25 protein-coding genes are annotated in these 26,497 nt (G+C 72.1%); 14 read left to right on the top strand and 11 right to left on the bottom strand.

All coding sequences use genetic code 11. The features are described from left to right. Both AC07AG_RS37775 and AC07AG_RS37770 read right to left on the bottom strand, forming a co-directional pair. Complete coding sequence (locus AC07AG_RS37775) at positions 1–786, bottom strand: ABC transporter permease (RefSeq protein WP_478761166.1); 786 nt, start codon at positions 784–786, stop codon at positions 1–3. Continuing rightward, on the bottom strand, positions 783–1,700 hold the full coding sequence (locus tag AC07AG_RS37770) for an ABC transporter ATP-binding protein (protein WP_478761165.1): 918 nt from the start codon (positions 1,698–1,700) through the stop codon (positions 783–785). Before AC07AG_RS37770 ends, AC07AG_RS37775 begins: the two co-directional genes overlap by 4 nt. 216 nt (positions 1,701–1,916) lie before the next feature. Here AC07AG_RS37770 and AC07AG_RS37765 point away from each other — a divergent pair, with 216 nt between their 5' ends. The 3 genes from AC07AG_RS37765 to AC07AG_RS37755 all read left to right on the top strand — a co-directional run bounded on the left by AC07AG_RS37765 (position 1,917) and on the right by AC07AG_RS37755 (position 5,463). Further along, positions 1,917–2,573, top strand: coding sequence for a response regulator (locus AC07AG_RS37765; protein WP_478761164.1), 657 nt, complete (start codon positions 1,917–1,919; stop codon positions 2,571–2,573). Between the two features lie 72 nt (positions 2,574–2,645). Continuing rightward, positions 2,646–4,184 carry a sensor histidine kinase gene (locus AC07AG_RS37760; RefSeq protein ID WP_478761162.1) on the top strand — a complete coding sequence of 513 codons (1,539 nt, stop codon included), beginning with the start codon at positions 2,646–2,648 and terminating at the stop codon, positions 4,182–4,184. A 61-nt stretch (positions 4,185–4,245) separates the two neighbouring features. Continuing rightward, positions 4,246–5,463 (top strand): CaiB/BaiF CoA transferase family protein, encoded by a 1,218-nt coding sequence (locus tag AC07AG_RS37755; protein ID WP_478761161.1) that lies wholly within the window; start codon positions 4,246–4,248, stop codon positions 5,461–5,463. Positions 5,464–5,484: 21 nt separating this feature from the next. On the opposite strand, the gene AC07AG_RS37750 is transcribed toward AC07AG_RS37755, so the two are convergent. Both AC07AG_RS37750 and AC07AG_RS37745 read right to left on the bottom strand, forming a co-directional pair. Then, on the bottom strand, positions 5,485–6,042 hold the full coding sequence (locus AC07AG_RS37750; RefSeq protein WP_478761159.1) for a YbaK/EbsC family protein: 558 nt from the start codon (positions 6,040–6,042) through the stop codon (positions 5,485–5,487). Between the two features lie 101 nt (positions 6,043–6,143). Continuing rightward, positions 6,144–6,728: a helix-turn-helix domain-containing protein gene (locus AC07AG_RS37745; RefSeq protein ID WP_478761158.1), complete on the bottom strand. Its 585-nt coding sequence runs from the start codon at positions 6,726–6,728 to the stop codon at positions 6,144–6,146. Between the two features lie 94 nt (positions 6,729–6,822). Here AC07AG_RS37745 and AC07AG_RS37740 point away from each other — a divergent pair, with 94 nt between their 5' ends. Then, entirely contained in the window at positions 6,823–7,686 is an 864-nt protein-coding gene (locus AC07AG_RS37740; protein WP_478761156.1) for an EamA family transporter, read from the top strand. 9 nt (positions 7,687–7,695) lie between these two features. Here the strand turns inward: AC07AG_RS37740 and AC07AG_RS37735 are convergent, their stop codons facing one another. Next, entirely contained in the window at positions 7,696–8,433 is a 738-nt protein-coding gene (locus AC07AG_RS37735; RefSeq protein ID WP_478761154.1) for an acyltransferase, read from the bottom strand. Between the two features lie 133 nt (positions 8,434–8,566). Between AC07AG_RS37735 and AC07AG_RS37730 the strand changes: the two genes are divergently transcribed. Further along, positions 8,567–9,097 (top strand): gamma carbonic anhydrase family protein, encoded by a 531-nt coding sequence (locus tag AC07AG_RS37730; RefSeq protein ID WP_478761152.1) that lies wholly within the window; start codon positions 8,567–8,569, stop codon positions 9,095–9,097. A 3-nt stretch (positions 9,098–9,100) separates the two neighbouring features. Here AC07AG_RS37730 and AC07AG_RS37725 read toward each other — a convergent pair whose 3' ends face one another. The 3 genes from AC07AG_RS37725 to AC07AG_RS37715 form a co-directional block, all read right to left on the bottom strand. Further along, positions 9,101–9,781, bottom strand: a complete 681-nt coding sequence (locus tag AC07AG_RS37725) for a DedA family protein (RefSeq protein ID WP_478761151.1) — start codon at positions 9,779–9,781, stop codon at positions 9,101–9,103. A gap of 82 nt (positions 9,782–9,863) precedes the next feature. Continuing rightward, the gene (locus tag AC07AG_RS37720) at positions 9,864–11,561 is read right to left on the bottom strand and encodes a carboxylesterase/lipase family protein (RefSeq protein ID WP_478761149.1); all 1,698 of its coding nucleotides are present in this window, start codon (positions 11,559–11,561) and stop codon (positions 9,864–9,866) included. A 213-nt stretch (positions 11,562–11,774) separates the two neighbouring features. Continuing rightward, positions 11,775–12,227: a DUF4442 domain-containing protein gene (locus AC07AG_RS37715; RefSeq protein WP_478761147.1), complete on the bottom strand. Its 453-nt coding sequence runs from the start codon at positions 12,225–12,227 to the stop codon at positions 11,775–11,777. 80 nt (positions 12,228–12,307) lie between these two features. Between AC07AG_RS37715 and AC07AG_RS37710 the strand changes: the two genes are divergently transcribed. The 4 genes from AC07AG_RS37710 (at position 12,308) to AC07AG_RS37695 (ending at position 17,014) form a co-directional block, all read left to right on the top strand. Then, on the top strand, positions 12,308–13,276 hold the full coding sequence (locus AC07AG_RS37710; RefSeq protein ID WP_478761145.1) for a DUF8017 domain-containing protein: 969 nt from the start codon (positions 12,308–12,310) through the stop codon (positions 13,274–13,276). A 78-nt stretch (positions 13,277–13,354) separates the two neighbouring features. Next, positions 13,355–14,398, top strand: a complete 1,044-nt coding sequence (locus tag AC07AG_RS37705) for a DUF8017 domain-containing protein (protein WP_478761143.1) — start codon at positions 13,355–13,357, stop codon at positions 14,396–14,398. Positions 14,399–14,497: 99 nt separating this feature from the next. Then, positions 14,498–15,538, top strand: a complete 1,041-nt coding sequence (locus AC07AG_RS37700; RefSeq protein WP_478761142.1) for a DUF8017 domain-containing protein — start codon at positions 14,498–14,500, stop codon at positions 15,536–15,538. A 111-nt stretch (positions 15,539–15,649) separates the two neighbouring features. After that, on the top strand, positions 15,650–17,014 hold the full coding sequence (locus tag AC07AG_RS37695; RefSeq protein ID WP_478761140.1) for an MFS transporter: 1,365 nt from the start codon (positions 15,650–15,652) through the stop codon (positions 17,012–17,014). Between the two features lie 290 nt (positions 17,015–17,304). On the opposite strand, the gene AC07AG_RS37690 is transcribed toward AC07AG_RS37695, so the two are convergent. From AC07AG_RS37690 to AC07AG_RS37680, 3 genes are all read right to left on the bottom strand, one after another. Next, positions 17,305–18,096 (bottom strand): spermidine synthase, encoded by a 792-nt coding sequence (locus AC07AG_RS37690; RefSeq protein ID WP_478761468.1) that lies wholly within the window; start codon positions 18,094–18,096, stop codon positions 17,305–17,307. Between the two features lie 134 nt (positions 18,097–18,230). Beyond that, positions 18,231–19,400, bottom strand: coding sequence for an elongation factor Tu (tuf, locus tag AC07AG_RS37685; protein WP_478761138.1), 1,170 nt, complete (start codon positions 19,398–19,400; stop codon positions 18,231–18,233). 323 nt (positions 19,401–19,723) lie between these two features. Then, the gene (locus AC07AG_RS37680; protein WP_478761136.1) at positions 19,724–20,422 is read right to left on the bottom strand and encodes a DNA alkylation repair protein; all 699 of its coding nucleotides are present in this window, start codon (positions 20,420–20,422) and stop codon (positions 19,724–19,726) included. A 49-nt stretch (positions 20,423–20,471) separates the two neighbouring features. Between AC07AG_RS37680 and AC07AG_RS37675 the strand changes: the two genes are divergently transcribed. From AC07AG_RS37675 to AC07AG_RS37655, 5 genes are all read left to right on the top strand, one after another. After that, positions 20,472–21,176, top strand: a complete 705-nt coding sequence (locus AC07AG_RS37675) for a TVP38/TMEM64 family protein (protein WP_478761134.1) — start codon at positions 20,472–20,474, stop codon at positions 21,174–21,176. Between the two features lie 173 nt (positions 21,177–21,349). Continuing rightward, positions 21,350–22,351 carry an ABC transporter permease gene (locus AC07AG_RS37670; protein WP_478761132.1) on the top strand — a complete coding sequence of 334 codons (1,002 nt, stop codon included), beginning with the start codon at positions 21,350–21,352 and terminating at the stop codon, positions 22,349–22,351. A gap of 3 nt (positions 22,352–22,354) precedes the next feature. Further along, positions 22,355–24,439 (top strand): dipeptide/oligopeptide/nickel ABC transporter permease/ATP-binding protein, encoded by a 2,085-nt coding sequence (locus tag AC07AG_RS37665; protein ID WP_478761131.1) that lies wholly within the window; start codon positions 22,355–22,357, stop codon positions 24,437–24,439. Continuing rightward, on the top strand, positions 24,436–25,410 hold the full coding sequence (locus AC07AG_RS37660) for an ABC transporter ATP-binding protein (RefSeq protein WP_478761129.1): 975 nt from the start codon (positions 24,436–24,438) through the stop codon (positions 25,408–25,410). Before AC07AG_RS37665 ends, AC07AG_RS37660 begins: the two co-directional genes overlap by 4 nt. Then, a complete protein-coding gene (locus tag AC07AG_RS37655) occupies positions 25,407–26,459 on the top strand; it encodes a dipeptidase (protein WP_478761128.1) in 1,053 nt (350 codons plus the stop codon). The genes AC07AG_RS37660 and AC07AG_RS37655 overlap by 4 nt, the downstream gene beginning before the upstream one ends. Positions 26,460–26,497: the final 38 nt, after the last annotated feature.

The raw sequence follows: 26,497 nt of genomic DNA, 5'->3' as shown, positions 1-26,497 counted from the left end.
TCAGGCGTCGCGGCGCCGGAGGATCACCGTGGACAAGGTCAGGGAGGCGGCCGTCCAGGCTGCGAGGAGCAGCAGCCCGGTCGCGGGGCCGTAGAGATCCGCGTCGGCCGTGAGGAACTGCGTGCCCGCCGCCTGGGGCAGGAACTGCGCCAGGTTCGTGAGGAAGTCGAGGGGAATCGATTGGAGGATCGTCGGCACGATGAGCAGCAGCACGAACAGCACGGTGATGGCCCCGGCTGAACTGCGCACGATGGCCGCGAGGCCGACGGTCAGGACACTCATGAGCATCAGGTGAACGGCGACCGCAAACACCCGGCCCGCCACCTGCGCGCCATCGGACGTCGACTCTTCCAGGGCCGCCGCACCCGCCACGGTCCCGAGCACGGCGAGCACGATCCCGGCGGCGAACGTGACGGCCCCCACCGTGAGGCTCTTGGCGATCATCAGGCGTGCGCGGTCCGGCACGCACTGGAGGGTGTGGGTGATGCTGCCGGTGGCGTACTCGCCGGTGACACAGAGCATGGCGAGGCCGGCGACGACGAACTCGACGCCGTAGACGGTGGCGAGCGTCGCGGGGTCGGCGACCGACGCTCCCGCGTCATGGGTGACCACACCGACGCACGTGGCCGTCACCCCCATCACGGCGGCAGCCGTGAGCAGGAAGTACCAGGTCGAGCGGAGCGAGAACAGCTTGGTCCACTCGGCGGCCACGGCCCCGCGAAGGCCGCCGCCTGCCGTACGCAGCGGCGCCCGGCCGCCCCCTGCGGGTGTCTGGATGCCGTTCACGGCCGTGCCTCCCCGAACTCGACGCTGCCTGCGGTCAGTTCCATGTATGCCTCTTCCAGTGACGCCTCGACGGCGCGCAGTTCGTGCAGTCGTACGTGGCTCTCGTGGGCCAGATCGCCGACGCGCTCGGGCGTCAGGCCCGTCACCACCAGCTCGTGCGCCGAGACCCGCTGGACGTCGTGCGCCTCCGGTGCGAGCCGCCCCGCAAGGGCGTGCAGGCCCTGGGCCTCGGGCCCGCGGACGCGGACCGCGTCGCGGGAGCCGCGCGCGAGGATGTCCTCCATCGGCGCGTCCGCGATGAGCCGTCCCCTGCCGATCACGACAAGCCGGTCGGCGGTGACCTCCATCTCGCTCATCAGATGGCTGGAGACGAACACCGTCCTGCCCTGCGCGGCGAGCGACCGCAGGAAGCCGCGGATCCAGAGCACGCCGTCCGGGTCGAGCCCGTTGACCGGCTCGTCGAGCATCAGGACCTCCGGGTCGCCGAGCAGTGCTCCCGCGATGCCGAGGCGCTGCCCCATGCCCAGCGAGAACGAGCCCGCCTGCTTGCCCGCCACATCGCCGAGCCCCGTGGCGTCGAGCACCTCGTCGACGCGGCGTGCGGGGATGCCGTGGCTGCGCGCCATGGCCAGGAGGTGCTTGTACGCGGTGCGCCGGGGGTGCACCGCCTTGGCGTCCAGGAGCGCGCCGACCTCCCTGAGGGGATGCGTGTGGTCGGCGTACCGCTTGCCCTTGATGAGGGCGGTGCCCGATGTGGGGTGGTCGAGGCCCAGGATCATGCGCATCGTGGTGGACTTGCCGGCGCCGTTCGGCCCGAGGAATCCGGTGATCTTCCCGGGCGCCACCTCCAGGGACAGCGCGTCGACGGCGGTCTTCTCGCCGTATCTCTTGGTCAGGCTCCGTAGCGTGAGCATCGTTCCCCAGGTCCCTGTCCGTGCCCACGCGTTCGGTCGCGTGAGCGGTGATGACAGGGACGCTACGAAGCGGCGCGGCCGGGGACAGGGGACCTTGGTCAGCACCTGCCCTGTACTTTCGTAAGGACCCCGGCACTTTCGTCAGGTCCCCGGCCCTTTCGTAAGGTCCCCGGCGCACTCCCCTCACGGTCCACGGCGGCCGGGTAGCGTGCTCGCATGATCCGAGTGCTGCTTGCCGACGACGAGGCGATGATCCGGGCCGGGGTGCGGGCGATCCTGGGCACCGCCGATGACATCGAGGTCGTCGCCGAGGCGACCGACGGCCGCGAGGCGGTCGACCTCGCGCTCAAGCACCGCCCGGACGTCTGCCTCCTCGACATCCGGATGCCCCGGCTCGACGGCCTGCAGGCCGCGGCCGAACTGCACACGGCCGCGCCGGGGACGGCAGTGGCGATGCTCACCACGTTCTCCGAGGACGAGTACATCGCGAGCGCGCTCGGCTCGGGAGCGGCCGGTTTCCTCCTCAAGTCCGGCAATCCGCGCGAGCTGATCGCCGGGGTCCAGGCCGTCGCCGAGGGCGGCGCGTATCTCTCCCCGTCGATCGCGCGGCGGGTCATCTCCCGCCTCGGCGCGGGGCAGCTCGGCAAGCAGGCCACCGCGCGGGCCCGCGTCGACGAGCTGACGGCGCGTGAACGCGAGGTGCTCGCGCTGGTCGGGGCCGGTCTGTCGAACGCGGAGATCGCCGGGCGGCTGCATGTCGTCGAGGGCACGGTGAAGGCGTACGTCAGCCAGGTCCTCGCCCGTCTCGGCTTCAAGAACCGCGTGCAGGCCGCGATCCTGGCGTACGAGGCGGGACTCGTCGGCGAGGAGTGAGCCGGGCGCCGCGAGGCGATCCCCTACTTTCGTCAGGGGCGCCGGGCAGGGGTGATCGGCGATGCTTGGCGGATGCGCGGCGTACACGGCTGGCTTCCCCGGCTCTTCGACATCGGGCTGTGGCTTGTGGTGTGCGCACCGCCGGTCTCGGCCGCCATCGACCTTGACGGACCCGACGCGGTCGTGGCGGCCGTGGGCGTTCCGCTGCTCGGGGGCGCCGTGGCGGTCAGCAGGCGGTGGCCGCTGGTGGCGCTCGCCGTGCCCGTCGCACTGAGTCTGATGACGGACCCGGAGATGCTGACGCCCGTGTACTGGGCGGCGCTTGCCGTCCTCGGGTATCTCGCCGGCAGCCGCAGCGTCGCGGTGCGCCCCGCGCTGTGGTTCTTCGGGGCGGTCGCCGTGGCCGGGCTCGTGCTGTGCGCGGTCGTGTCGAGCGATCTGTGGGACTGGCCGTCGATGCTCCTGACGCTGCTCATCGGCGCGGTGCTGCCCTGGCTGATCGGCCGCTACCGCCGCCAGTACGCCGACCTGATGGCCACCGGCTGGCGGCTCGCCGAGCACATGGAGCACGAGCAGCAGGCCGTCGCGGACCGCACCCGCATCCGCGAACGGGCCAGGATCGCGGGCGACATGCACGACTCGCTCGGCCACGACCTGACGCTCATCGCGGTCCAGGCGGGCGTCCTTGAGGTCGATCCCACCCTCGACGCCCGCCAGCAGGCGGCCGTCGGCGAACTGCGCGAGGCGGCAGGGGCGGCGACCGAACGGCTGCGGGAGATCATCGGCGTGCTGCGGGCGGACGACGAAGTGCCGCCCAGGGAGCCTTCGGAGGAGAGCCCGGACGCCGTGGTCGAGCGCGCGCGGGCCTCCGGGGTCGAGGTCACGCTCGAAGGGTCGGGGGCCACGGACGGCCTGCCGCCGATGGTCGCACTCGCCGTGCACCGCGTGCTCCAGGAGTCCCTGACGAACGCGGCCAAGCACGCGCCCGGCGCGGCGGTGCGGGTCCGCCTCACGCGGGACGGCGACACCCTGCGCCTGACGGTGCGGAACGATCCGGCCGCGGCGGGGCGCCTGCCCGGGGTCGCGTCGGGCGGCAGCGGCCTGGTCGGCCTCGACGAGCGGGTGCGCCTGGCGGGCGGCACACTGCGCGCGGACCCCACGGACGACGGCGGCTTCGAGGTGGCCGCCGAGCTGCCCGCGGCGGGAGCCGCCCCGCGCGCCGTCGACGCACCCCGGCCGACCACGTCCGCCCGGGAGTTGGAGCAGGCCAGGCGGCAGATCAGACGGCGGCTCGCCCAGGCGGTCCTTGCCCCGCTCGCGGTCCTCGCCGGGATCCTGCTGCTCATGATCCCCCTCAGCCTGATCAGCTCCGTCTTCTCGGTCCTCGACCGTGGGGTGTACGACGGTCTGACGGCCGGGGAGCCGCGCGACGCAGTGGAGTCCCGGCTGCCGAACTTCACCAGGGACGGCCCGCCGGACGGCGCACCCGCGACGCCGCGCGGCCAGGACTGCGTGTACTACAGCACGCGCTTCCTGTCGTCCGACGGCTACCGCCTGTGCTTCGCCGACGGGCGGCTCGTGTCCAAGTCGGTCGTGGGCGACGGAGACTGAGAGGGGCGCCCGTGTGACCGTACAGAATCAGGCAGGCAGCACCCGCGAACGAGAGGCAGTCATGGCGACGACACACCACGAACCGGCCGGTCCGCTCCCTCTGGAGGGCATCACCGTCGTCAGTCTTGAGCAGGCCGTCGCCGCTCCCTTCGCCACCCGTCAGCTGGCCGACCTCGGCGCCCGCGTGATCAAGGTCGAGCGCCCCGGCGGCGGCGACTTCGCCCGCCGCTACGACACCACGGTGCACGGCCAGGCCAGCTACTTCGTCTGGCTCAACCGCTCCAAGGAGTCCCTCACCCTGGACCTCAAGTCCGATGAGGGCGTGGAGATCCTGCACGAACTCCTCGCGGGCGCCGACGTGTTCGTGCAGAACCTCGCCCCCGGTGCGGCCGACCGCCTGGGCCTGGGCGCGGACGAACTCCAGGCCCGCTACCCGTCGTTGATCCCCTGCACCGTCAGCGGGTACGGCACCAGCGGCTCCTGGGCGGACCGCAAGGCGTACGACCTGCTCGTGCAGTGCCAGACCGGGCTGCTCTCGCTGACCGGCACGCCGGACGAGGCGGTGCGGGCGGGCATCTCGGTCGCGGACATCGCGGGCGGGATGTACGCCTACACCGGCATCCTCACCTCGCTCCTCACCCGGGCGACCACCGGGCGCGCACCGGCGGTCGAGGTCTCCCTGTTCGACGCGCTCGGCGAGTGGATGAGCCAGCCCGCGTACTACACGCGCTACGGCGGCACGCAGCCGCCGCGCGTCGGCGCACGGCACGCGACGGTCGCGCCCTACGGCCCGTTCACCGCGTCCGACGGCAAGGACGTCCTGCTGTCCGTGCAGAACGAGCGCGAGTGGGCCGCTCTGTGCGAGCAGGTCATCGGGCGGCCCGAGCTGACCGCCGACCCGCGGTTCGCCACCGGGTCCGACCGCGTCGCGCACCGCGACGAACTGGACGCGATCATCTCCGCGCGCTTCGCCGCGCTCGGCAGCCAGGAGGCGATGGAGCTGCTCGACCGGGCCAACATCGCCAACGCGGGCGTCAATTCGGTCGCCGAGTTCCTCGACCACCCCGCGCTCGGCGAACGCGACCGCTGGCGGGAGGTCTCGATCCCGGGCAGCTCGTCCCCGGTGCAGGCCCTGGTGCCGCCCGCAAACCTGAGCGGCGTGGAGCCGCGCATGGATCCCGTGCCGGCCGCGGGCGAGCACACCGAGCGGATCCTCGGGGAGCTGGGGCGCGGCCCGGACGACATCGCTCGGCTGCGCGCGAAGGGCGTCTGCGCATGAGCCCCGCCCGCCCGCGCCCCCTCAGGCGACGCCGAGCCCTTCGAGCACCACGGCGCCCGGCAGCTCGGCGAACGCCTTGCCCGGCACGATGAGCTTGCCGCGGCGGCGGCCGCTGCCGATCAGGACGTACGGCAGGTCGACGACGGCGGCGTCCACGAGCAGCGGCCAGCCGGCGGGCAGGCCGATCGGGGTGATGCCGCCGTACTCCATGCCCGTCTCGCCGGTCGCCGTGTCCATCGGAGCGAACGAGGCCTTGCGGGCGCCGAGTTGGCGGCGCACGACGCCGTTCACATCGACGCGGGTCGTGGAGAGGACCAGGCACGCGGCGAGCGAGGACTCGCCGCCGCGCTTGCCCGCGACGACGACGCAGTTCGCGGACCGCTCCAGGATGTCCTGGCCGTAGTGCTCCACGAAGGTGGCGGTGTCGGCCCACTGCGGGTCGGTGTCGACATGGAGGACCTGCTCGGCGGCGACGCTCCCGCTCCAGCCGCGCACGGCGTCGGCGACGGGCCCGACCAGGAGGTCGAGGGCCTCGGGCGCGGGGCGGACGTCGTCGAAATCTCCCATGGGTGCACGCATGGCGGCACGCTAACAGGCGTCTTGGCCACGGGCCTTGGCGTCTCACCGCGCGGGCGGCATCGGCCGTCACGGCTCAGCCGGTGCCGCTCAGCCGGTGCGGCTCAGTACGACGAGGCGTGCGCGGGCGGAACGGACACCGACATGGTCAGCTCGACCGGCTCGGCGCCCTTGTTGTGATAGCCGTGCGGGACGTTCGCCTCGAAGGTCGCGGACGACCCGGCGGGCACGAGATGCTCCACGCCGTCCACGAGGAGCGTCAGTTCGCCCGCCGTGACGTGCAGCAGCTCGATGGTCCCCGGCGGGTGCGCGTCGGAGTCGCTGCCCTCGCCGGGCACCAGCTTCCACGCCCACAGCTCGAAGGGCCCGCGCGCCTCGGCCCCGACGAGGAGCGTCGTGCTGCTGCCCGCCTCCGTGGACCACATCCGCACCGCCTGCTCCGGCGGCACGAGCCGGACGTGCGAGCCCTGCTCGTAGTCGAGGAGCGTGGTGATGCTGACGCCCAGGGCGTCGGCGAGCTTCACGGTGATGCCGACGCTGGGGTTGGTCCTGGCCTGCTCGATCTGGATGATCATGCCGCGGCTGACGCCCGCGCGGGCCGCGAGCGCGTCGAGCGTGAAGCCGCGTTCCGAGCGCCAGCGCTTGAGGTTGCGCGCGAGCGACTGAGTGAGCTGGTCGAGGTCCGACACATTCCGTCCAATATATTGGATGACAGAGTTCAGGATGCTGAACTACGGTGTGGTGCACTTAAGGGTTCACCACACTGTACTGCGAGGATCTCCGATGACAGCACTGTTCGCGCTGGCCACCAGCCTGATGTACGGGCTCGCCGACTTCGGTGGCGGACTGCTGACCCGGCGCATCCCCGCACTCACCGTGGTCGTCGCCTCGCAGACCATCGCCGTGACCGTCCTCGGCGTGATCGTGGTCGCCACGGGAGGCTGGACGGAGTGGGGGCCGCAGCTGTGGTTCGCGGTGGCCGCGGGACTCCTCGGCCCGGTGGCGATGCTGGCCTTCTACAAGGCCCTGGCCATCGGCCCGATGAGCGTCGTCTCGCCGCTCGCCTCCGTGGGCGTCGTCGTACCGGTGGCGGTGGGCCTCTTCCTGGGCGAGCGGCCGGGAGTCCCGCAGTTCGCCGGGCTCACCGTCGCCATCGTGGGCATCGTGCTCGCGGGCGGCCCCGAGCTGCGCGGCGCCCCCGTGCAGCGCCAGGCGGTCCTGCTCACCCTGCTCGCGGCCTTCGGCTTCGGCGCGGTCCTCGCCCTGATCTCCGAGGCGTCGAGCAACCTCACCGGCCTGTTCCTCGCCCTGTTCGTGCAGCGTGTGACGAACGTGGCCGCGGGCGGGGCCGCGCTGTTCGTCTCCGTGAAGCGGGGCGGCGCCGCGCTCCCCGAGGGCACGGGCATGGGCGTGATCTGGGTGGCGCTCCCGGCGCTCGCCTTCGTCGGCCTGGCGGACGTCGCGGCCAACGGCACGTACTCGATGGCCGCCCAGAACGGCCCGGTCACCCTGGCCGCGGTGCTCTCCTCGACCTACCCGGTCATCACCGCCATCGCGGCACGCGCGGTGCTGAAGGAACGGCTGCGCGGGATCCAGGCGGCGGGCGCGGGCCTGGCCCTGGTGGGCACCGTACTGCTGGCCAGCTGAGCCAGGCCCCTACCCCTCCAACTCCCCCAGGGCAAGCAACTGTTCCGGCGTGATGCCATCAGGAATGGGAACAGGCGCAGGCGTCCGCAACGGCGGCTGCCACCCCGCCTCCGCGTCCCAGGTGCGCACGACACGGGCGGGCGCACCGGCCACCACGGCGTGGTCGGGCACGGAGCCCCGCACGACGGCGCCCGCGGCGACCACCACGTTGCGACCGATCCTCGCGCCCGGCAGGATCACCGCGTTCGTGCCGATCCAGCAGCCGGGGCCGATCTCGACCGGCTCCATGCGCGGCCACTGCTTGCCGATGGGCGTGTGCGGATCGTCGTACGAGTGGTTCGTGGACGTCACGTACACCGTGGGCCCGAAGTAGCAGTCGTCGCCGATCGTCACCGCCGTGTCGGCGATGACATGGCTGCCGCGGCCGAGCACGACGCCGTTGCCGATGCGCAGGATCGGGTCGGGGCCGAGGTCCAGGTCGGGCATCATCCCGGCGGTGAGGGTGACCTGCTCGCCGATGATGCAGTGGTCCCCGATGCGGATCCAGGGCTCACCGAAGACGGTCCCCTGCGGGAAGGCGAGCTTCGTGTCCTGGCCGATGGCGCCGAACCGCAGCCGCCCCGGCCGCTGCGCGGTGACGGCGCCCGTGCGCTGCACCCACGCCCAGCCCGCGTGGACGGCGCGCTGGGTCGCGCGGCGCCGCCAGTCGGCGACCGCGGATGAGAACGTGTTCCTGTTCTTCGGCACGCGCTCACGTTACTCAGCCCCGCGCTCCCCGGTGAGCCCGGGCCCCTGTGATCTTCACCCCACACGGCGTCGCGCCCGCCGCCGTCCCGTACGGTTCCGCCAGGCGCGAGACACGTACGAATGGAGAAATCCGATGGGCCACGAGGCACTCATCACCGGGATCGGCGGCAAGGACCCGAAGATCGATCAGGACGCCTTCACCGCGCCCACCTCGGTCGTCATCGGCGAGGTGACGCTGCACGCCGGGGCGAGCGCCTGGTACGGGGCGGTTCTCCGCGCGGACGGCGGGCCCATCGTCGTGGGCGCCGACAGCAACATCCAGGACAACTGCAGCCTCCATGTCGACCTGGGCTTCCCGATGACCATCGGCGAGCGCGTCTCGGTCGGCCACAACGCCGTCCTGCACGGCTGCACGGTCGAGGACGACTGCCTGATCGGCATGGGCGCGACGGTCCTCAACGGCGCGGTGATCGGCGCCGGTTCACTGGTGGCCGCGCAGGCGCTGGTGCCCCAGGGGATGGTCGTGCCGCCCGGCTCACTCGTCGCGGGCGTGCCCGCCAAGGTGCGCAGGCCGCTCACCGACGAGGAGCGCGCGGGCATCACGCTCAACGGCACGATGTACGTCGAGCTCGCCAAGGCCCACCGGGACGCCCACGCCAAGTGACGTTCAGTCGGCGGCCGGAACGGCAACCGGCTCGGCCGCCGTCCTCTCATCACTGTCGGCCTGTGCCGCGTCGCGGGCCTCCGCCGACTTCTTGGCGCGGCGCTTGACGAGCAGCATGGAGCCGACGCCGATCAGCACGGCGATGGCAAGGCCGAAGTACGAGAACCGCTTGAGCCAGTCCTCGGCGACCACACCGATGTAGTAGACGACGGCCGTGGTGCCGCCCGCCCAGACGATGCCGCCCAGGACGTTGGCGACGAGGAACTTCCAGTACGGCATGCGAAGGACGCCGGCCAGCGGCCCCGCGAAGATCCGGAGCAGGGCGACGAAGCGGCCGAAGAAGACCGCCCACATGCCCCACTTCTGGAAGGACTGCTCGGCGCTGCCGACGTTCGCGGCGCTGAAGTGCTTGGGGAACTTCCGTTCCAGCCAGGCCAGGAGTGGCCGGCCGCCCTTGCGTCCGATCGCGTACCCGATGGAGTCGCCGATGATGGCGCCCGCGGTGGCGCAGATCCCCAGGATGACGGGGTTGAGCTCGCCGTGCTGCGAGGAGAGCAGCGCCGCCGAGACGAGGACGATCTCACCGGGCAGCGGGATGCCCAGGCTCTCCAGACCGATGACCACGCCGACCAGCGCGTAGATACTGACGGCCGGTACGGTCTCCAGCCATTCCTGGACGTGCAACGCCGGTTCCTCCTGTGCTGGTGTGCCTGTACCCGGCGTGCGCGTTCCCCCCAAGATCGCGCACGCCGGGCAGCCTACCCGCTCACCCGGCGTCGGCCGGGGCGGAGCCCTTGAGGTCCACGCGGTCCCACAGGTCGCACCGGTGCTCACGGGCCACAGCGGTGCTCAGCTCGTTCCCGCCCGCGGACGCGGTGCGCAGCGAGAGCACCTTGCCGGGCTGGATCCGCTGGTCGGGCGCGGTGGGCTGACCGTCGGCGCGCGGGGCGCCGCCGTGGATGAAGGAGCCCCAGTACTGCACCATCTGCCGCGCCAGAATCCGCTGTTCGGCGTTGAGCGGCGTCGCGAGCCCGAAGTGCTTGAACAGGTACTGCACTTCGTTGACGTGGGTCGCCCCGAAGTCGAACGTCTTGCCCGCCTCGCGGATCGAGGCGAAGGGCGGCGAGGTGCGGTCGGCGAACTCATAGGCGTAGACGGGGCCGCGCCCCGCGAGGGAGCGGTCCATGCGCAGCGCCGTGCAGGCGAACATCATGTCGCCCTGGGCGGCCGCGAACGCGTGCGTCGGCGAGGCGTGCCCGGACACCGGATAGCGCTTGAGGACCTGGGCACCAAGGTCCGCGCCGTACGCCCGGGTGAGCGCGCCCGGGTACTGCTCCTCGGTGAGCGGCTTGCCCTGTCCGTCGAACTGCGCGTAGGCGAAGAGCCGCCCTTCGTCGCTGTTCGCCCCGTTCAGGACGGGCACACGCGAGGCACTGCCGTCCTCGTACGCCTCCTCGGGCTGGACCGGCAGGAAGCCGCCGCCCGCCACCGGACCCCAGTCGAACCCGGACTGCGCCGCGAGGATCTGGGCGGCGGGCTTCTTGCGCAGACAGGCGAGGGCGGTCGCCTGGTCCGGGCAGCCCGCCTTCTTCGCGAAGGCCGCGCCCTGCGTGAGCGCCTCCTCGCGCTCGCGGGCCGCGCAGTCCCCGTAGGCGCCGCTCTCCACGATGCCCGCGCGGAACAGGCCCTTGGCGCCGGGTGAGGCGAGCTGGGTGCAGACGGAGCGGCCGCCTGCGGACTCGCCCGCGATGGTGACGCGCTGCCGGTCTCCGCCGAACGAGCCGATGTTGGCGCGCACCCAGCGCAGGGCCGCCTGCTGGTCGAGCATGCCGTAATTGCCCGAGACGCGGTCGGAGGCCTCACCGTCGAGGCTCTTCCCGGCGAGGAAACCCATCGCGCCGAGGCGGTAGTTGATGGTCACGACCACCGTGCCGGTGCGCCGGGCGAAGGCGTCGGGCACGATGTCCTCGCCCGCGCCCGCGGTCAGCCCGCCGCCGTGCAGCCAGACCATGACGGGACGCTTCTTGTGCTGCCCGTCGGGGGTGTAGACGTTCAGGTCGAGGCAGTCCTCGGTGTGACTGGGGTTCTCGTACCCGGGATCCCAACTCGCGCTCTGCACACACCGGTTACCGAAGGAGGTCGCACCGCGCACGCCCTGCCAGGGCTCGGCGGGCCTGGGTTCCTTCCAGCGCAGGGCGCCGACGGGCTGGCGCGCGTACGGGATGCCGAGGAACTGCCGCCCTTCCGCGGTGGTCTCACCGCGCAGCCAGCCCGCGTCCGTGCGGACGAGCGTGCCGCCGCCCGCGCGGGGCGCGCCTTCCTGCGGGGCGGCCTGCGCGGCGTGCGGGGTGAGCATCGCCGCGGCGGCTGCCGCCATGGCGACGAAGGCGGATGCGGCGCGCCGCGCCCGGCCCGCTCCGCGTCTTCCCGTGCTGCTTCGGCCTGTTCTCGTCGTGCGGCTCATGCGGCGACTCCCCTTGATGAGATACGTCGACCCACTGGCGGCGGAAAACTATGGCGGCTGATGACTCGTGTCAATGAGGTGAACCGAAGACCGCCCGAAACGGCGGGACGAGGTCAGAAGAAACGGCGCCGCGCCGGTCGGGACCCCCGTGGCCCGGCCGACGCGACGCCGCTGTGTTCAACGAACGTACGGAAGCGAACGCCCGCGCGCGACTCAGTTATTGGGGCGCAGCGTCCACACGACCGTCATCTCGCCGGTCACGGCGCCGTCCTCGCGCTGGATCGCGATCGCCACGGGGAACTCGGGGCGCTGCCCCGCGTCCAGCTCGGCGACGACATCGGCGGCCGGGCGGCCGAGGGTCGCGGTGGCGGTCACCGGGCCCATGGCGAGCTTCTTGTACGCGATGTCGGCGCGCACGGCGAGCGGCACGGCCCGCGAGAGCTGGTCCCCGAACGCGGCGAGCACGATCGCACCGCTCGCCGACTCCCCCAGCGTGAACATGGCTCCGGCGTGCGGCCCGCCGACGTGGTTGTGGTAGTCGGCCTGGTCGGGCAGGGCGACCACGGCCTTCTCGGGCGTGGTCTCGCGGAACTCGAGGTTCAGGGTCCGGGCCATCGGCACGGTTGCGGCGAGCATCTCGCCTATCGACATCTGGTCAGCGCTCATGCCGGGATGTTACCCACGAGTAGCGTTCTTTGGCCAGGAGCCCGCTCGGCGTAGATCACCGTCACCTATCGTTGCTGCGCATGTGGCCAGGAGAGCAGCAGCCCGGGGGCGGGCCGAACCAGCAGCCGAACCCTTACCAGCAGCCGGGATACCAGCAGCCGGCGCCCTGGAACACGCCCACTGTTCCCGGCGGTTCGCCCCAGGCCCCGCAGGGCGGTGGAGGAAACGGCGACGGCAGCGGCAGCAAGACCAAGGTCATCGCCGTCGTGGCCGCCGCCGCGGTCGTGGTGGCCGCCGGTGTCACCGGGTTCCTGGTCCTGGGCGGCGACAAGGACGACAGCGCCGAGCCGGACCCGGCACGGTCCGCGTCCGCCTCTCCGGGCCCGGCCGAGTCCGAGGGGTCCGAGGGGTCCGAGGGGTCCGACTCGCGCGGTGTCGACGGTGGGCCGAAGCCGACGATTCCGGGCTGGAAGGCGGTCACGAACGCCGAGCGGGGCATCGTCTTCGACGCACCCCCCGAGTGGGAGCTCAAGGCGCGCGACTGGGTGGACGCCGTCGGGGAGGCCGACGACGAGGACAGCATCCTGATCGGGATGGTGGCACCCGCCGCGCTCAAGCAGCAGTGGTGCGCGAGCGATCCCGACCGGGACGGCGTCAAGGACTACACGCCGCTCGCGGAGGCCGGCAGCAAGGGCAACCGCGGCGCGAAGAGCACCGAACAGATCGCCAAGGAGGACTCGGCGACGTGGGTGTACGGCCAGTACTCCCAGCCCGACCGGAAGAACATCAGGACCAGCGCGGTGGAGTCGTACACCACCAGGTCCGGCATCACCGGCAGCGTGGCCACGTCCTCGGTGTCCGGCGTCAAGCACGAGGACAAGTGCCGGACGGACGGCAAGGCGACCTCCTTCGGCTTCAAGGACTCCCAGGGGAAACTCGTCTCCTGGTCGTTCTTCGGCGCCCGGGGCGTGAAGGGGGAAGTCCCGGACGCGACCGTCAAGAAGATGCTCAGTACGGTGCGTGAGATCGAGCCACGGCCCGAGTCCTGAGCGACCGCACGATCCGTCCGCCCACGCCCCGGGGCGGCCATGACGTGTCCGCTCCAACACCCCGTATCGTTTCCCGCCATGTGGCCAGGACAGCAGCCGCCCGGGGGCGAGCAGAACCCGCAGGACCAGAATCCCAACCCGTACCAGCAGCCGGGGTACCAGCAGCCGAACCCGTATCAGCAGCCGGGATACCAGCAGCCGAACCCCTACCAGCAGCAGGGGCCGGGGCAGCAGCAGGGCCAGTGGAGCGCGCCGACCGCGCCCCTGGGCGTCACGCCGCAGCCGCCCGGCGGCAGCGGCGGCGGTGACAGCGGCAACAGGACCAAGCTGGTCGCCATCGTCGCGGCGACCGCGGTCGTGGTGGCCGCCGGTGTCACCGGTTTCCTGGTGCTCGGCGGCGACAAGGACGACGAGGCGGACGCCAAGCCGTCCAAGTCACCCGCCAAGTCCGCGCCCAAGAAGCCGGACCCGGCCACGGGCGGCGGTGGCAGCGAGCGCGGCAACGACAACGGTCCCAAGCCGGTGGTCAAGGGCTGGCAGGTCGTGGTGAACCCCAAGTGGGGCACCGCCTTCGACGTCCCGGCCGACTGGGAGGTCCAGACGCCCGGCACCTTCATCGGCTTCGAGGACACCAAGAAGAGCGACGGCAGCACGCTCATCGGCATGTCGGCACCCGCGTACTACAAGTCCAAGTGGTGCTCATCGGACGACGACAAGGACGGCACGAAGGACGACAGCGCCCTCGGCGCCGTCGGCACCAAGGGCGCGAACGGCGCGAAGAGCACCGACGAGGTCGCGGTCAACCAGGTGCCGTGGTGGGTCTACGGCGGGTACACGCAGCCGGACAAGAAGAGCCTCACCATCCCCAAGAAGGCGGAGCCTTTCACGACGAAGACCGGCATCAAGGGCAGCATCGCGCGCGCCCATTCGACGAACACACCGCAGAGCGGCAAGTGCGACTCGGACGGCAAGGCGATCACCTTCGGCTTCAAGAACTCCGAGGGTGAGTACGTCGCCTGGAGCCTCTACGGCGCGAAGGGCGTCAAGGACGAGATCCCGGAGGCGACGATCATGAAGATCCTCAATACGGTGCGTCTGCACGGGGACCCCACGGAGTCCTGAGTCGTTTCGTACGCCCGCGGGGCTTGTGACCCGATGTGCCGGCCCCCCGGCGGGGGCAGCGATGACATCAGGCCACAAGCCCCTCTATGGTTACTGCCCATGTGGCCAGGACAGCAGCCGCCCGGGGGCGAGCAGAACCCGCAGGACCAGAATCCCAATCCGTACCAGCAGCCGGGGTACCAGCAGCCGAACCCGTATCAGCAGCCGGGATACCAGCAGCAACCGCAGTCGGGTGCCTACTCGCAGCCGGAGCAGCCGCAGTGGGCGGCGCCCACGCCGCCGCCCATGCCGCCCCAGCCGGGCGGCGGCGGCCAGGGCGGGGACGGGAACAAGACAAAGATCACCGCAATCGTCGCGGCGCTCGCCGTCGTGGTGGCCGCCGGTGTCACGGGCTTCCTCGTCCTCGGTGGTGACAAGGACGACGAGGCGGACGGAAAGCCGAAGAAGAAGTCTCCCGCCAAGTCCGCCTCACCGAAGCCGAGCCCCACCGACGACGGCGGCACCGAGCGCGGCACGGGCAAGGGCCCGAAGCCGACGATCGAGGGCTGGCAGGTCGTCGTGAACCCCAAGTGGGGCACCGCCTTCGACGTCCCGGCCGACTGGGAGGTGGCGACCCCCGACACCTTCATCGGCTTCGAGGACAGCGAGAAGGGTGACGGCAGCGCGCTCATCGGCATGTCCGCGCCCGCGCACTACAAGTCCAAGTGGTGCTCATCGGACGACGACAAGGACGGCACCAAGGACGACACCGCCCTCGGCGCCGTCGGCACCAAGGGCCAGAACGGCGCCAAGAACACCAAGGACGTCGCGCGCAACGACTCCGCGTGGTGGGTCTTCGGCGGCTACACGGACCAGAAGAAGGCCGACAAGAAGAAGATCAAGATCGGCAAGGTGGAGTCGTACACCACCACGTCGGGCATCAAGGGCAGCGTCGCGACCTCCACGACCTCCGGCGTCACCAAGAACGACAAGTGCGACTCGGACGGCAAGGCCACGACGTTCTCCTTCAAGAACAGCGACGGCGAGTACGTCGCGTGGTCGCTGTACGGCGCGAAGGGCGTGAAGGACGAGATCCCGGACGCCACGGTGAAGAAGATCCTCAGCACGGTGCGGCTGAACGGCGACGCCGAGGGGTCCTGAGCCGCGCAACCGCTGAGCCGAGCCGCCGCTGAGCCGAGCCGCCGCTGACGGGGTCCTGCCCCGGGCGGAAACGGTTTGGCAAGTCGGTGTTCCGGCGGGGATAGTCCCCTGGTGACCAAACCCGCCGCCGTGCGCCGCCCCGCCTGGGCAGGGCGCAACTACAGCCTGCTGACCGCCGCCGCGATCGTGACCAACCTGGGCAGCCACGGTGCCCTGATCGCGGCGGCGTTCGCCGTGCTCGACTCCGGCGGCGACGGCGGGGACGTGGGGCTCGTGGCGGCGGCACGCACGCTGCCGCTCGTGCTGTTCCTGCTCATCGGCGGCGCCGTGGCCGACCGGCTGCCGCGCCACCACGTGATGGTCGCGGCCAATGCCCTCAACTGCCTTTCGCAGGCGGTCTTCGCCGTCCTCGTCATCTCCGGCACGCCCCCGCTGTGGTCGATGATGCTGCTCACCGCGCTCGGCGGCACCGGCCAGGCGTTCTTCGGCCCGGCGGCCGAAGGCATGCTGATGTCGACCGTCAGCGGCGAACAGGCGAGCCGCGCCTTCGCCCTCTACCGCATGGCGATGCAGGGCGCGGGCCTCGGCGGCGCCGCGCTCGGCGGTCTGATGGTCGCCGCGATCGGGCCGGGCTGGGTGCTCGCCGTGGACGCGGTGGCGTTCGCGGCGGCCGGAGCCCTGCGGTCGTTCCTCGACGTCAGCCACATCCCGAAGCGCGAGCCCGGCGGCGGGCTGCTCTCCGATCTGCGGGAGGGCTGGCGGGAGTTCATCGGCCGGCCGTGGCTGTGGGCGATCGTCGCGCAGTTCTCCGTGGTGGTGGCGGTGGTCGGCGCGGCCGAAGCCGTCTTCGGACCACTGGTCGCCAGGGACGAGTTGGGCGGCGCGGGGCCCTGGGGTCTGGCACTCGGCGCGTTCGGCGCGGGCACGGTCGGCGGCGCGTTCCTGATGATGCGGTGGAAGCCGCGGCGCCTGCTGCTGGCGGGCACCCTCTGCGTCTTCCCGCTCGCGTTGCCCTCGGCGGCGCTCGCGGTGCCGTTGCCGGTGTGGGGTCTGGCGGCGGTGATGTTCGTCAGCGGCGTCGCGATCGAGGTCTTCGGCGTGTCCTGGATGACGGCGATGCATCAGGAGATCCCCGAGGAGAAACTGTCGCGGGTCGCCGCGTACGACTGGTTCGGCTCGATCGCGATGGTCCCGCTCGCCACGGCGCTCGCGGGCCCCGCGGAGCTCGCCTTCGGGCGTTCGGCCTCGCTGTGGGGCTGCGCGGCGCTGGTGGTCGTGGTGACGGGCCTGGTGCTCTTCGTCCCGGACGTGCGCAATCTGACGCGACGCACGGCGTCGAAGCAGATCGCCAAGGCGCCCTCTCCCTCGGCCACTCCCCCGGCGGCTTCTCCTGCCGCCGTCCCGATCACTCCCCCGGCAGAGCCCCCGGCCGCCCCCTCGACCGACGCTGAAGGCCCCACCGGGCGGCTCCGGTGACGCCACCGCGTCCTCGGTCCCGCACCGGCTTCGCGTCACCAGTGAAGGCGCACGGCGTCCAAGGAGACCGCCCAGGCAGCCTCTTCCTCCGCTGCTCCCTCGACCACTGAGCCGACCGCTCTCCCGACCGAGCCCCCGGCCGCCCCCTCAACCGACGCTGAAGACCCCACCGGGCGGCTCCGGTGACGCCACCGCGTCCTCGGTCCCGCACCGGCTTCGCGTCACCAGCGAAGGCGCACGGCGTCCACCGCCGTCCCGATCACTCCCCGGTAGAGACCCCGGCCGCCCCCTCAACCGACGCTGAAGGCCCCACCCGGCGGCTCCGGTGACGCCACCGCGTCCTCGTCCCGCACCGGCTTCGCGTCACCGGTGAACAGGCGTAGTGCCGCCCCGTGCTCGACGCGTGCCGGGAAGATGTCGGATGCCGCCCGCCGGGCCAGCGCCTCGACCTCGATCGCTTCGTGCGAGGCGACGAGCACCGCGTTGCCGAACCGGCGGCCGCGCAGCACGGTCGGCTCGGCGATCAGCGCGACCTGCCCGAACACCTCGGCGAACGTGGCGAGCTGCGAGCGGAGGAAGCCGAAGGGTGCCCCGTCGGCGAGGTTCGCCGCGTAGACGCCGCCCGCGCGCAGGACACGCTCAGCGGCGCGCGCGTAGGCCACCGACGTCAGGTGGGCCGGAACCCGCGAGCCGCCGAAGACATCGGCGACGAGTACATCGGTGCTGTCGGGCGCCGCCGCTTCGAGCCACTGCCGGGCGTCCGCGCCGTGCACGGTGATCCCGGTGTCCGCGGGCAACGGCAGCCGCTCGGTGACCAGTTCGAGCAGCCCGCGGTCCGCCTCCACCACGTCCTGGCGCGATCCCGGCCGCGTCGCGGCGACATAGCGGGGCAGGGTGAGCGCGCCGCCGCCCAGGTGGATGACGTCCAGGGACTGGCCGGGATCGGCGGCGGTGTCGATGACGTGGGCGAGCCGCTGCGCGTACTCGAACTCCAGATGCGTGGGCGCGTCCAGATCGACGTACGACTGAGGCGCCCCGTCGACCGTGAGCAGCCAGGCGCGGGGCCGGTCCACGTCCGGCATCAGCTTGGCGGTGCCGTGATCCACGTCCTTGATGACGGCTATCGCCTCGTCCGGGTGTTCGTCCTCAGTCACCGCTCCATTGTGCCCGCCAGGCCAGGGGGTGGATCCCCCGAGCCCGGCGGGCATCGCGGCCGTCAGCCGACCTCGGTCACCGTGCCCGCGCCGACGGTGCGGCCGCCCTCGCGAATCGCGAAGCCGAGCCCCGTCTCCAGGGGCATGTCGCGGCCGAGCTCGACCGTCATGGTGACCGTGTCGCCGGGCCGGGCCACGGCGGCGGCGCCGAGGTCGACGTCGCCGACCACGTCCGCGGTGCGGAGGTAGAACTGCGGCCGGTAGCCGGTCGCGATCGGCGTCGACCGTCCGCCCTCCTTGGTGGACAGGACGTACACCTGGGCGGTGAAGCGGCTGCTGGGACTGACGCTCCCCGGCTCCACGACGACGTGCCCGCGTCGTACGGCGTCGCGTGGCACCCCGCGCAGCAGCAGGGCCACGTTGTCGCCGGCCTGCGCGGACTCCATGGGCTTGCCGAAGGTCTCGAGCCCGGTGACGACGGTCTCCGTCTCCGCTCCGAGCACCTCCACCCGGTCGCCGACCCGCACCTGACCACGCTCGACGGCTCCAGTGACGACGGTCCCGCGCCCGGTGATGGTGAGGACGTTCTCCACCGAGAGCAGAAAGGGCGCGTCGATGTACCGCTCGGGCATGGGCACATAGGTGTCCACCGCGTCAAGCAGCGCCTCGATGGCGGCGGCCCACCGTGGGTCGCCCTCAAGCGCCTTCAGCCCCGAGACCCGCACGACGGGGACGGAGTCGCCCCCGTACCCGTGCGAGGAGAGCAGCTCGCGCACCTCCAGCTCGACGAGGTCCGTGAGCTCCTCGTCGCCCGCGTCCGCCTTGTTGAGCGCGACCACGATGTGGTCGACCCCGACCTGGCGGGCGAGCAGGACGTGCTCGGCGGTCTGCGGCATGATCCCGTCGAGCGCGGAGACGACGAGGATCGCCCCGTCCAGCTGCGCGGCGCCGGTGACCATGTTCTTGACGTAGTCGGCGTGGCCCGGCATGTCGACGTGGGCGTAGTGCCGGGTGTCGGTCTCGTACTCGACGTGCGAGATGTTGATGGTGATACCGCGCTGCGCCTCCTCGGGGGCGCGGTCGATGCGGTCGAAGGGCACGAACGTGCCGGTGCCACGCTCGCTGAGGACCTTGGTGATGGCGGCGGTGAGGGTGGTCTTGCCGTGGTCGACGTGGCCCATCGTGCCGATGTTGAGGTGGGGCTTGGTGCGGATGTATGCCGTCTTGGACATGGCGGTTCCTTCTGGGGAACTCGAAGCTGAAGTCCTGGGCGCACGTCTTGGCGTGCGCGCTCGGGACGGGGACCCCGGGGCCGAACCGACCCTCCCCCTATGGGGTCCGCCGGAGTGTCCGGGGAGGGTCAGCGTCGGGCGCCGTCGACAGGAAGTGCGGCGAAGTGGAGGACGGCAGCCTCCGCAGCGCCCGCGACCGCGGGCGAAGCTGCGTGAAAGGCGTACCGGAACATGTGGCAGATCATTGCCGACGGCCAGGGGTACGTCGAATGGTTTTCGCCGGGTCGTCCGTGCGGTCCGGGTGAGCGTGAAGTCCGGTGCGGTCAGAGGTTCTTGAGGGCCTCGCGCGCCGAGAGCGGCGCGAGGCGTCCGCGCTCCCGCTCGACGAAGCCGCGTACCGCTTCCGGATCGGTCTTGGCGTACTCGCGCAGACACCAGCCGATGGCCTTGCGGATGAAGAAGTCGGGGTGACCCGACTGGCGCAGGCAGTAGGCGAAGAGCCGTTCGGCGTCGGTGGCGTCCTTGTACCGGAGCTGGTGGAGGAGGGCGGTGCGAGCCACCCACAGGTTCTCGTCCTCGATCCAGGCGTCCATCTCGGCCTCGAGCTTCGGGTCGGCGGCGACCAGACCGCCGACGACGTGCGCGGCGAGCGCGTCGACCGTGTCCCACCAGGAGACCGTCGTGACGAGATGGCGGGCGACCGGCAGGAAGCCCGACGAGAGGTGCTTCACGTGGCGGCGCAGAAAGTCGACCGCGAAGTACGCGTACTCGCGTTCCGGCAGCTCCCAGCAGCGCAGCGCGATCGCCGTGCAGTCGGTCCCGTCCGGGCGCGGGAGTCCGGCGAGGACCGTGCGGGCCAGCTCGCGGCGCAGGGGCGAGGGCAGTCCGAGGAAGGGGGCGATGTCCTTCATGTACGCCCGCGCCTGCCGGGCCCGCTCCGGATCGGCCGCCGTGGGGTACGTCGCGGTGAGCCGCTCCATGACGGTGTCCGCCAAGTCGCTGCCCGGGACTGTGACGCTCATGAGACGCACCATACGGCGATCACACACATGTGTCGGTTAGTCTCCCCGGATGCTCGACACCGCCGCCACCCGTCCGCAGGGCCTCGCCGTGCGCTGTTCCAGGGCGCTGCTCTCGCCCTGGTCGCGGCTGTCTCTGCTGGTGGTGCTGCTCGCGGCGGCCGGGACGTGCGTGCTGCTCTTCGAGCCGCAGCGGCTCCTGTCCGACGGAGGACTGCGGCAGCTGGGCGGCGTCGCCGCCGTGACGGTGTTCGCCGTCGCGTACGGCCTGTGCACCACGGCGTTCGTGCCGCGTCCGCTGCTCAATCTGGCGGCGGGCGCCCTGTTCGGTTCGCAGGCGGGCCTCACCGCGGCCCTCGCGGGCACGGTCCTCGGCGCCGGGATCGCCTTCGGGCTCGGCAGGATGCTGGGGCAGGACGCGCTGCGCCCGCTGCTCCGCGGGCGCTGGCTGCAGGCGGCCGACGGGCAGCTGAGCAGGCACGGCTTCCGGTCGATGCTGGCGGCGCGGCTGTTCCCCGGGGTGCCGTTCGCGGCCGCCAACTACTGCGCGGCGGTGTCCCGCATGGGATGGCTGCCGTTCCTGCTCGCCACCGGCCTGGGGTCGATCCCGAACACCGCCGCGTACGTCATCGCGGGCGCCCGCGCGTCGACGCCGACGTCCCCGGCCTTCCTGGTCGCGATGGGCTTCATCGCGGTGACGGGCCTCGCGGGCGCACTGGTGGCGTGGTTCAAGCGCCACCAGCTGCGGGGCCGCTAGCCCCGCTGCCGGAAGACGCGTCCCGCTTGGGCGCGACCGGCTTGTCCTGTGGCACGAGACGAGCGGTTCTTCTTGTGCGCGGGAACGAATCGCCCGCAGCCTGACTGACGCGACACTCGCTGGGTTCCGACACGGAGTCATTCCGACGCGGAGTCCGACGGAGGTCGTTGCCGGTGTCCACAGTGGTTGCCAGTCCCGCACCACCAGGTGCGTCGGCGGGAGTGCTGGAGAGCCCGTGGCTGTCCTTCTTCGGGCGGCGGCTCGGGCGGTTCGTGGTGTCGCTGTGGGTGGTGGTGACCGCCGCCTTCGCGATGATCCATCTGATGCCCGGGGATCCGGTGCGCTCCGCGCTCGGCATGACGGCGCCGGTGGAGACGGTGAACGCGCGGCGCCACGCGCTGGGCCTCGACGACGGTCTCCTCACCCAGTACTTGCACTACCTGCGCTCGGTGTGCGGCGGTGACTTCGGGACGTCCGTCCTGAGCGGCCTGCCGGTGTCGCAGCAGATCGGTGACCGCCTGCCGGCGACCGCGCAGCTGGCCCTCGCGGCGTTCGCCGTCGCCATGGTGGTGGCGGTTCCGGTCGGTGTGGTGATGGCCGTGCTGACCCGGGGCGGGCGGCGCAGGGGCGGGGAGCTGGCGTTCACGTCCACCAGCGTGCTGTTGGCGGCCGTACCCGAATTCCTGCTGGCGGTCGGGCTCGTCTACGTGTTCTCGGTCCACCTGGGGTGGTTCCCCGTGGCCGGGCGCGGGGGCTTCGCTTCGTACGTGCTTCCCGTGCTCGCGCTGGCCGTCGGACCCGCCGCCGTCCTCGCGCGCATCGTGCGGGTCGAGATGCTGGCCGTCCTCGGCGACGACTTCATCCGCACGGCACGCGCCAAACGGCTGCCCGCCCGGCGGATCTACGCACGGCACGCGCTGCCCAACGCGCTCACCGCGACGCTGACCATGGGCGGCCTGGTCCTGACGAGCCTGGTGGCCGGGACGGTCCTGGTGGAGAACGTCTTCGCCTGGCCGGGCCTCGGCTCGACGATCGTGCAGTCGATCCAGCAGAAGGACTACCCCGTGGTGCAGGGCATCGTGCTCGTCTACGGGATCGGCGTACTGACCGTGAATCTGCTGGTCGACGTGTTGCTCGCCCTGCTCGATCCGCGCTCGACGATCCGGGAGGCCTGAGCCATGCGCAACGCCGGTACGAAGACCCTGGCCGTCGTGCGGACGCCCGTGGGGGCCTGTTCCGCCGCGCTGCTCGTGCTGCTGCTCGCCCTTGCCCTGTTCGCGCCCGTCCTGTGGGGCGACCGGGCGTCGGCGGTGGACGTGGACGCGCTCCAACAGGGGCCGACCGCCGCGCACTTGCTCGGCACGGACAGCCTGGGGCGGGACATCCTCGCCCGCGTCCTCGTCGCGACGCGGCTCTCCCTGCTGCTCGCCCTGACGGCCACGGCGATCGGGGTGCTGACCGGCACGCTCCTGGGGACGGCGCCTTCCGTGCTCCCCCGGTGGGCGGGACGGCTCGTGACCTCCGTCGTGAACATCGCCGTGGCCTTCCCCGGTCTGCTGCTCGCGCTGTTCTTCGCCATGATCTTCGGGGTCGGGGCCAAGGGCGCGGTGCTCGCCATCGGGCTCGCCATGGCGCCCGCGTTCGCCCGCCTCACGCAGACGCTGGCCGCGGGGATCGCGGGGCGGGACTTCGTGGCGGCGGCGCGGGTGGCCGGGGCCGGGCGGATCCGTCTCCTTCTGCGGCACGTGCTGCCCAACATCGGCGAGCCGCTGGTGGTCAACGCCACCATCAGCGCGGGGATGGCGCTGCTCGCCTTCGCCGGGCTCTCGTTCCTCGGCATCGGGGTGCAGGCCCCGGAGTACGACTGGGGGCGGCTCCTCGGGGAGGGGCTCAACCAGATCTACGTCAATCCGACGGCCGCCCTCGCGCCGGGTGTCGCGGTGGTGGTCGCCGGGCTCGCGTTCAATCTGTTCGGGGAGACCGTGGCGGGGGTGGTGGGGGCGCGCGCTTCGGCAGCCTTCTCGGTGCCTTCCTCCTCGAAGGCGAAGGGCGCGGCGACGGCGGCTGCGGCTGCGGCTGCGGCTGCGGCTGCGGCTGCGGCAACGCAATCCGCCGCGGGCGATCCCGTGCTTGTCGTGGAGGATCTGCGCGTCTCCTTCCCCGGGGCATCGGGTCCCGTGACGCCGGTGCGGGGCGTCAGCTTCAGCGTCGGCGCCGGGGAATCCGTCGGTGTGGTCGGTGAGTCCGGCTCCGGGAAGAGCTTGACCGCGCTCGGCGTCTCCCGGCTGATCGAGCCACCAGGAGTGGTGTCCGCGGCTCGCCTGGACTTCCTCGGTACGCCGCTCCTGACGGCGTCCGACGCCGAGGCCCGCGGGCTTCTCGGTACGTCGCTCGCGCTGGTCTTCCAGGATCCGATGACCTCCTTCAACCCGACCCGGCGGATCGGACGCCAGCTCGCCGAGGTCTCCGAGCAGCATCAGGGGCTCTCCCGCGGCAAGGCGCTCGCGCGGGCCGTCGAGCGGCTGCGCGAGGTGCGGGTGCCCGCGGCCGAGCGCCGGGCACGCCAGTATCCGCACGAGTTCTCCGGCGGCATGCGGCAGCGGGCCATGATCGCGATGGGGTTGATGGGCGAGCCGCGCCTGGTCATCGCCGACGAGCCGACCACCGCTCTGGACGTCACCGTGCAGCGCCAGGTGCTGCGGCTACTCGCCCGGGTGCGGGAGAACGAAGCCGGGGCTCGGCACGAGGGTGAAGCCAGGGATCGGCACGAGGGTGAAGCCGGGACACCGCGGCAGGGCGAAGCCGGGGCACGCCAACAGGGCCTACCCGCCGCGCTGTTGCTCATCAGCCATGACATCACCGTCGTGGCGCAGAGCTGCCGCCGGGTCCTGGTGATGTACGCCGGGCGGATCGTGGAGGACCTGCCCACCGCCGATCTGCGCACCGCCGCGCGCCACCCCTACACCCGGGCACTCCTCGCCGCCGTACCGGCGCTCGACACGGACCGGGACGCGCCGCTCGCGGTCATCCCGGGCCGGCCGCCGGAGCCCGGCGAGGTGGGCGCGGGCTGTGCGTTCGCCGCGCGCTGCACGTTCGCCGACGAGCGGTGCCTGGCCGAGGATCCGGCGCCGTCGGACGTGGGCTCCGGCCGGGGCGCGCACCGCGTGGCCTGCTGGCATCCGCAGGGCGTCGGGCCCGAGCCCCGTCCTGCTGCGGGCAGCGATTCAGTTGTCGATGTCGAGGCCGCCGGAGGTGGCGCGTGAGCGAGCTGGTCTTTGAACGGGTGAGCGTGCGGTACGGAGGCCGGCGCGGCGGACTCACGGCCGTCGACGGCGTCAGTCTGACCGTCCCGTCCGGCCAAGTGGTCGGCCTCGTGGGCGAGTCGGGGTCCGGGAAGTCGACGCTCGCCCGCAGCGCCGTCGGTCTCGCGCCCATCAGCGCGGGAAGGGTGGTGCTCGACGGCACCGACGTGCGGCGCCTGACGGGGCACCGCCCGCTGCAGATGGTGTTCCAGGACCCGTACTCCTCGCTGGACCCCCGCATGAGCATCGGCGCCTCGATCGGCGAGGCGATGCCGCGCGGTGAGCGGGCGAAGGAGAAGCGGGCCGAGGTCGCGCGGCTCCTGGAACTGGTCAATCTCGACCCGGACCGCGCCACCGCGCTGCCCGGCAGGCTCTCCGGCGGCCAGCGCCAACGCGTGGCGCTGGCCCGTGCGTTGGCCGGCAGGCCACGGGGGGTGATCGCCGACGAGATCACCTCCGCGCTCGACGTGTCGGTGCAGGGCGCCGTGCTCAATCTCGTACGGGACGTACGGCAGCGCCTGGGCCTGTCCATGCTGTTCATCTCGCACAACCTCGCCGTCGTGCGCCATCTCAGCGACATCATCGCCGTGATGTACCTGGGCCGGATCGTCGAGGCGGGCCCCGCCGAACAGGTGCTGTCCGATCCTCAACACCCCTACACCCGCGCCCTGTTGAGCGCCGCCCCGTCCTGGAACACTCCTCTGTTCGAGGACATCGGCGCCGCGGGCGCCGCCGACGCCGAGCCGAGCGACCCGCACCGGCCGCCACCCGGCTGCCGCTACCACCCGCGGTGCGCGCTCGGCCCTCTCGCCAGGGCCGGCCGCGACCTCTGCCGCACCGCCGACCCCACGCGGGACGCCGAGCGGCGTCCGCACCTGGCGGCCTGTCACTTCGCGGGGGAACCCGCCGAGCCGAAGGGAACCCTGACATGACCACGGCACCGAGCGAAGCCGCGGCGCTGCACCGGCGCAGCGTTGTCGCCGACACTCACAACGACCTGCTCTGCGCGGTGACGGCCAGGCCCGTCGGCCAGTGGGCCGCGTTCTTCCGCGAGCGGTGGCTGCCGCAGCTCCTGGCGGGCGGCGTGAACGTACAGGTGCTGCCGGTGTTCATCGACGACACGTACCGGCCCGAGGGGGCGCTGCGCCAGACGCTGCGCATGATCGAGGCCGCGCACCGCATCGCCGCCGGCAACGCCGACGCGGTCCGGCTCTGCCTTGACGGCGCCGAGGTGGACGCCGCCCTGGACGACGGCAGGATCGCGCTCGTGCTCGCCCTGGAGAGCGCGCCGGGCGTCGCCGATGACGTCGAACTCCTGGAGACCCTCTACCGGTTGGGTGTACGGATCGCCTCCCTCGCCCACTTCGGACGTACGCCGCTCGCCGACGGCAGCGGCGAGGACGCGGCCGGGAGCCGGCTGACCCGGGCGGGCGTGGCCGCGCTCGCCGAGATGGAGCGCATCGGCATGATGTTCGACATCAGCCATCTCGGTGCGGCCGGTGTCGACCACGTACTGGAGCTGGCATCGCGGCCGGTCATCGCCACGCACTCCTCCGCGCGTGCGCTGCGCGACCACCACCGCAATCTCACCGACGACCAGGTGAAGGCCACCGCCGCGAACGGCGGCGTGATCTGCGTGAACTTCTTCGCCCCCTTCCTCCACGAGAGCGACTACACCCTGGACCGGCTCGTCGACCACATCGAGCACCTCGCGGACGTCGCGGGCCTCGACCACGTCGGCCTCGGCCCGGACTTCGTCCAGGAGGTCATGGCCGACACCACCCCGCCCTGCTGCGCGCACCCCGTCATCGAAGGCGTCCGCACCGACCAGTTCCTGCCCGGCCTCGAAGGTCCCGCCGGGCTTCCGCTGGTGACCGAGGGGCTGCTGCGGCGCGGCTGGGCCGACGGCGACGTCGCCCGGGTCCTCGGCGGCAACGTGCTCCGCCTCTTCCGTGACGGTCTGGGACGGCCCGCCTCCTGACCACGGCCTCCTGACCACCGCCCCCGACGTCCGCCCCT

The sequence above is a fragment of the Streptomyces sp. NPDC044044 genome (assembly GCF_056434405.1).
Note: the sequence above shows the minus strand (reverse complement) of the source record. Positions and strands in the feature narration are given on the sequence as shown.

Coding starts and splice junctions, on each gene's coding strand:
- AC07AG_RS37680 (WP_478761136.1), bottom strand. CDS start 20,422: ATGAGCGTCACAGTCCCGGGCAGCGACTTGGCGGACACCGTCATGGAG.
- AC07AG_RS37690 (WP_478761468.1), bottom strand. CDS start 18,096: ATGCCGGACGTGGACCGGCCCCGCGCCTGGCTGCTCACGGTCGACGGG.
- AC07AG_RS37755 (WP_478761161.1), top strand. CDS start 4,246: ATGGCGACGACACACCACGAACCGGCCGGTCCGCTCCCTCTGGAGGGC.
- AC07AG_RS37760 (WP_478761162.1), top strand. CDS start 2,646: ATGCGCGGCGTACACGGCTGGCTTCCCCGGCTCTTCGACATCGGGCTG.
- AC07AG_RS37730 (WP_478761152.1), top strand. CDS start 8,567: ATGGGCCACGAGGCACTCATCACCGGGATCGGCGGCAAGGACCCGAAG.
- AC07AG_RS37740 (WP_478761156.1), top strand. CDS start 6,823: ATGACAGCACTGTTCGCGCTGGCCACCAGCCTGATGTACGGGCTCGCC.
- AC07AG_RS37675 (WP_478761134.1), top strand. CDS start 20,472: ATGCTCGACACCGCCGCCACCCGTCCGCAGGGCCTCGCCGTGCGCTGT.
- AC07AG_RS37665 (WP_478761131.1), top strand. CDS start 22,355: ATGCGCAACGCCGGTACGAAGACCCTGGCCGTCGTGCGGACGCCCGTG.
- AC07AG_RS37700 (WP_478761142.1), top strand. CDS start 14,498: ATGTGGCCAGGACAGCAGCCGCCCGGGGGCGAGCAGAACCCGCAGGAC.
- AC07AG_RS37705 (WP_478761143.1), top strand. CDS start 13,355: ATGTGGCCAGGACAGCAGCCGCCCGGGGGCGAGCAGAACCCGCAGGAC.
- AC07AG_RS37720 (WP_478761149.1), bottom strand. CDS start 11,561: ATGAGCCGCACGACGAGAACAGGCCGAAGCAGCACGGGAAGACGCGGA.
- AC07AG_RS37710 (WP_478761145.1), top strand. CDS start 12,308: ATGTGGCCAGGAGAGCAGCAGCCCGGGGGCGGGCCGAACCAGCAGCCG.
- AC07AG_RS37715 (WP_478761147.1), bottom strand. CDS start 12,227: ATGAGCGCTGACCAGATGTCGATAGGCGAGATGCTCGCCGCAACCGTG.
- AC07AG_RS37750 (WP_478761159.1), bottom strand. CDS start 6,042: ATGCGTGCACCCATGGGAGATTTCGACGACGTCCGCCCCGCGCCCGAG.
- AC07AG_RS37770 (WP_478761165.1), bottom strand. CDS start 1,700: ATGCTCACGCTACGGAGCCTGACCAAGAGATACGGCGAGAAGACCGCC.
- tuf (WP_478761138.1), bottom strand. CDS start 19,400: ATGTCCAAGACGGCATACATCCGCACCAAGCCCCACCTCAACATCGGC.
- AC07AG_RS37655 (WP_478761128.1), top strand. CDS start 25,407: ATGACCACGGCACCGAGCGAAGCCGCGGCGCTGCACCGGCGCAGCGTT.
- AC07AG_RS37765 (WP_478761164.1), top strand. CDS start 1,917: ATGATCCGAGTGCTGCTTGCCGACGACGAGGCGATGATCCGGGCCGGG.